The sequence below is a fragment of the Gammaproteobacteria bacterium genome, from assembly GCA_003696665.1.
Lineage (GTDB): Bacteria > Pseudomonadota > Gammaproteobacteria > Enterobacterales.
Genome location: RFGJ01000622.1, coordinates 1 through 4,876 on the forward strand (window position 1 = coordinate 1; position 4,876 = coordinate 4,876).

General features: G+C 51.1%; 5 protein-coding genes. 3 read left to right on the forward strand and 2 right to left on the reverse strand.

The annotated features are described in order from the left end of the window. Nucleotides 1-723: NADPH-dependent 2,4-dienoyl-CoA reductase (gene fadH / locus D6694_15075; protein ID RMH34696.1), on the forward strand; the 723-nt coding region annotated here is incomplete at its 5' end. On the opposite strand, the gene D6694_15080 is transcribed toward fadH, so the two are convergent. Next, nucleotides 706-1,080 carry a hypothetical protein gene (locus tag D6694_15080; protein ID RMH34697.1) on the reverse strand — a complete coding sequence of 125 codons (375 nt, stop codon included), beginning with the start codon at nt 1,078-1,080 and terminating at the stop codon, nt 706-708. The two genes, fadH and D6694_15080, sit on opposite strands and share 18 nt — an antisense overlap. A gap of 26 nt (nt 1,081-1,106) precedes the next feature. Then, on the reverse strand, nt 1,107-3,029 hold the full coding sequence (locus tag D6694_15085) for a peptidase M2 family protein (protein ID RMH34698.1): 1,923 nt from the start codon (nt 3,027-3,029) through the stop codon (nt 1,107-1,109). Nucleotides 3,030-3,230: 201 nt separating this feature from the next. On the opposite strand from D6694_15085, the gene D6694_15090 reads away from it, so the two are divergent. Beyond that, nucleotides 3,231-3,812 carry a hypothetical protein gene (locus D6694_15090; protein ID RMH34699.1) on the forward strand — a complete coding sequence of 194 codons (582 nt, stop codon included), beginning with the start codon at nt 3,231-3,233 and terminating at the stop codon, nt 3,810-3,812. Between the two features lie 50 nt (nt 3,813-3,862). Then, on the forward strand, nt 3,863-4,873 hold the full coding sequence (locus D6694_15095; GenBank protein RMH34700.1) for a beta-N-acetylhexosaminidase: 1,011 nt from the start codon (nt 3,863-3,865) through the stop codon (nt 4,871-4,873). The last annotated feature ends 3 nt before the right edge of the window (nt 4,874-4,876 follow it).

A 4,876-nucleotide genomic window follows, 5' to 3' on the forward strand; every position in this document is an offset into this window, starting at 1 on the left:
CGAGAACGTATCAAAGAGACAGGCGTTGATCTGAGGCTAAATACTGAGGTGACTGCTGAAGAACTTCGCAACAGCGACTTTGATGAGATTGTCGTTGCCACAGGTGTTGTGCCGCGCATTCCAGATATCCCCGGGATTGATCACCCGAAAGTGTTGACGTATCCACAAGTTTTGCTTCGCGAAGTCGAAGTTGGTGAGAAAGTGGCCATCATTGGCGCTGGCGGTATCGGCTTTGATGTGGCGGAATTTTTGGCAGAACCGGGAGAGTCTGTGACTTTGCACCCTGAAAAATGGATGGAAGAATGGGGGGTCGACCCAACCCTGTCGAAGCCCGGTGGTGTGACGACACCACACCCAGAAAAATCACCCCGGACCATTTATTTAATGCAGCGCAAGACCACCCGACCTGGCGCCAATCTTGGCAAAACCACGGGCTGGATACACCGCAGTAGTTTGCGACATCGGGGAGTGCAGATGATGGCGGGCGTCCAATATGTGAAGATCGACGATGCTGGTCTACATATACGGCGTGGTGACAAGGACATGGTGCTTGATGTGGATCACATCGTATTGTGCACAGGCCAATTATCGGAAAATCGCCTCTATCATGAACTTCGGGATGGTGACAAACCAGTCCATTTAATCGGCGGGGCGGAACTTGCCGCTGAACTTGATGCGAAACGGGCTATCAACCAAGGCGTTCGCTTAGCCGCTTCCCTGTGACAATGGTTCAGGGTGGGCTGTCAGTCGATGGCAGCCTGCCGGGGTAGCGAGCGTATCAACGTAGGTATGCTCCTTGCTGCCAGCGACCCAACGCCAAGTCTTGCCCGAAAACTGCCATACCACACGATTAATCTGCGGACTGTCATCAGCCAAGCTGACCGTGACACAGAGGTTTCGTGTCGTTAGCACTTGTGGCTGAATGCCACCGTGATTCAGCAGTCTGGCTTGTAGCAAGACGCTATCTTCGCACTGAAAAGCGTGCGCGAATGCAACATGCCAACCCGGATTCGGCACCGTCAATTGGGTACAGAAGGTATGTTGTTGAGGGGGCGGCGTGGAGCAGGCCACGCCAGCCATTAGAACACCTATGGGGAGGCACAATTTTACCATCCGCATTGCCTACCTTTTGCTTGGTTCTGTGCGTCCAACCAGACTTTCAATGGTTCGAAGTATTCAAGCAGCGCAGAAGCATCCATGCGACGCGTGCCAGAAATCACTTCGAGTGCTTCCGGCCACGGTCGGGACATGCCCATGGCAAACATTTTTTGAATTTTGGCGCCCACTTCTTTATTGCCGTATATCGAGCACTTATACAACGGGCCTTCGTAACCCATTTGCCGACATAAGTCGCGGTGCCATTGGAACTGCAATATATGCGCTAGGAAGTAGCGTGCGTAAGGGGTATTGGCTGGAATATGGTATTTGGCACCGGGATCGAAAGCATCCGCTGGTCTTTGTACTGGCGCTTTGATGCCTTGATAGTATTCCCGTAATTTCCACCAGCCATCATTATAGGTCGCAGGCGATAATTCTCCTGAAAACACTTGCCAGCGCCATTTGTCGACCAGCAAGCCAAATGGCAGAAATGCGACTTTTTCGAGGGCCATTCGCATGAGTTGGGGAACCGGATTCTCGTTGTCCGGCACTTGGTCAATGAGATCGATTTTGCGCAGATATTCTGGTGTGATGCTCAACGCAATCAAATCGCCAGCCGCTTCATGAAAACCATCGTTTGCGCTCCCTTGAAAAAGCGGCGACTGGTGCTGATAGGCGCGTTGGTAAAAGTTGTGTCCTAGTTCGTGATGAATGGTGACGAAATCCTCACCGTTGATTTTGATACACATTTTGATGCGCACGTCATCTTTGTTGTCGATGTCCCATGCCGACGCATGGCATACCACATCGCGATCTCGAGGTTTTAAGAAAAGTGAACGTTCCCAAAACGTTTTCGGCAAGGGCTCAAAACCCAGTGAGACAAAAAAGTTTTCAGCCGTGCGCACCATTTTTTTGGCAGCCGCGAGTTCTTGTGCACGATCGCCAGGGGTAAAGTCATAGCCGTTTTTACGGAGGATTTGCGTAAGATCGAGTGACGTGTCAGGAACGTCCGGTTTCACTTTGTCGTAAATGTTACCCCAGTGCTGTGCCCACATGTTGCCAAGCAAATGCGCGGGGATGGGGCCGGTTGGGGGAACCACTTGATCCCCATAGCGTTCGTTAAGTTCGCCGCGGACGTAGCAATGCAGCGAAGTGTAAAGAGGTTTCACTTGTTCCCAAAGCCGGTCGAGCTCAGCCGCAAACGCATCCGGCGGCATGTCATACTTAGAGCGCCACATTACGCCGAGGTCGGCATAACCCAACGCTTGAGCACCTTCGTTTGCCAGCTCAACCAGCCGTTGATACTTCGGCTTCATCGGTGTCGCAATGGTACGCCAGCCAACCCACGCATCAAGCATGGCGGCAGGGTCATCTGACGTGGCCAATATTTCCGATAACTGACCTAAGTCGCGGCATGTGCCTGCTTTACAATACTTGCCGGAACCGTACATCGCTTCAAGTTCCGAAGCGAGTGTTGCCAACTCTTTGGTCTTGGCTTGATCCGCAGGTGCGGGTAATGTCAGCGCAAGTTTGAGTGCTTCAAGTTTACGGCGTAGTGTTTCTGGCAGATTTAAGCCATTAAATCGCTTGGCTTCATTGGCCAACGCCACAGTCAGGGCGGTGAGACGCTCATTGGCTTCGGCACTGATTTTTTGCGTGTCGACGGTAATAAAATTGGCTGCCACCCAAGCGGCACGGCTGGCTCGGACGGTTTCCGTTGCGAGCTGTTGTTCGGCTCGCTGGATAAAAGCACGTGCTTCATCGACTGTCGGTTGCTGTGTGTGCTCGGTCGTAGCGACTTGAGTGGTGCTGCTCGCTTGCCTTGGTGTTACAGCTGCGTGACTCTTTGAGTGGTCGTCCTTATCTCCACAACCCACCAGTGCAACGGTGGCAATCAAGGATGCCAAAACAGATTTAGCGATGTGTTTCATGACTCGGCTCCATTGAATGACTTGTTTATGTTCTTTGAATTATTTAGCCCTGACTATTCTATGACTCTGACCATCCCTTTGCGAGCTTTTGTGACATTGTTCCTTGATATTTTCTTCTTATTTTGGTTAATTGGAAGTTGAGCAGTCGGGAAGCAACGGATTTGTCACCCGGTGATTGGTAACGCACAGCAGGGGTGATAAATGGCTTGGCGAGTTGTCATTGCTTTATCTTGTTTGGTCGCGCTTCCAGCACTTCCCATTGACGTGGGTGGCGTGCGGCTACAAGAGATGGTCCGGCTTTCGGCTGAGCATGAGCCTGTCAAGCTTAACGGGGCTGCCGTACGTCGTTTTGCCGCGCACCCAGTCTATGTAGGTGGTTTGTATCTCACAGTTCCGGCAACAGACGTTGAAACTGTCATCAACGCAAAGGGCGCCAAGCGAATATTTTTGATTTGTAAAACTTCGGCCATCAGTTCGGCGAATTTGCGTCAAAGTTTTGAGCAAGGGCTTGCAATTAATAATCCGCCAGAAACGCTGGAGAAGATCCATGGCCAGGTCCAGGCATTCCTTGATATTTGGCGTGATCATGAGTTGAAAAAAGGCGATAGCGTCTGGATTGATTTTATCCCGGGGCAGGGCACAAGGGTCTATATTAACCAAAAATTGCTCAAGGTGATTCCGGGCAAGGCATTCTACGATGCTTTTTTGCGTGCGTGGCTTGGCAAATACCCGATCAATCCCTACATGAAAAAAGCCATGCTGCAAGGACTTGCCAAAAATTAGTCGTTAGGCGATAAGATTATAGGCCACGTTCCCAATAAGGTCCTTCGTCCATGCTGATGTTTGACATCAACGGCCCCCAATTATCTGAAGAAGAGGTTGATCTGTTACGTCATCCTTTCGTCGCAGGGGTTATCCTTTTTGCTAAAAATATCATCGATGCTGAACAGGTCACTGCGCTCACAAGGGAAATCAAGCGACTTCGTCCGGAGCTGTTGATTGCGGTTGATCAGGAAGGAGGCCGAGTCCAGCGATTGCGACAGGGCTATACCCGTATTCCTGCGATGAGAAGCATTGCGGCGTTGGCCGAAGCACAGGCAGTCTCTCCTGAGGCGCTTTCTGCCGATGTTGGCTACTTGCTGGCGTCTGAGGTATTGGCAAGCGGTGTTGACTTTAGTTTCGCGCCAGTGCTCGATATTGACCATGGCGTGAGTCAAGTGATCGGGGATAGAGCGTTTGGTGGCTCAACAGATGAGGTGATTCGTCTTGCCCGGCCTTTTATCCAAGGATTACATGAGGCCGGTGCTGCTGCCGTCGGCAAGCATTTCCCTGGGCATGGTGCCGTGCCAGAAGATTCCCATTTGGCAATCCCTATCGATCGAAGGGATTGGCATTTTTGGCGTCAGGAAGCGGAACCGTTTTTTGCTTTATCGGAAATATTGGATGCCATTATGCCAGCGCATATTGTGATAGAGGCCTGCGACCAGGTGCCGATTGGCTTTTCCAGGTTTTGGATTCAAAACATATTGCGCCAAGAGATGCGGTTTGACCGAGCGATCGTCTCGGACGATTTGTGCATGCAAGGAGCGCATGTGGTTGGGGATATGCCCTATCGAGTGAAAAGTGCATTGCACGCGGGTTGCGATCTGATGCTCATATGTCATGATCGTAGCGCGGTGATTGAGGTGTTGGATAATATTGGTCGCCAAACAGTCTTCATGCGCGCCAACAGCCATCGATTACAATGTCTTCGTGCACGACGCTCTATGACTTGGGAAATGCTACAGACTGATCGCCGTTATCAAGCCACACGCGCACTATTGAGAAGTTGTGAACAAAACTAAAAG

Bases quoted from the DNA above. Each gene is read 5' to 3' on its own strand.
- D6694_15090 (RMH34699.1), top strand. From the start codon at position 3,231: ATGGCTTGGCGAGTTGTCATTGCTTTATCTTGTTTGGTCGCGCTTCCA.
- D6694_15095 (RMH34700.1), top strand. From the start codon at position 3,863: ATGCTGATGTTTGACATCAACGGCCCCCAATTATCTGAAGAAGAGGTT.
- D6694_15080 (RMH34697.1), bottom strand. From the start codon at position 1,080: ATGGCTGGCGTGGCCTGCTCCACGCCGCCCCCTCAACAACATACCTTC.
- D6694_15085 (RMH34698.1), bottom strand. From the start codon at position 3,029: ATGAAACACATCGCTAAATCTGTTTTGGCATCCTTGATTGCCACCGTT.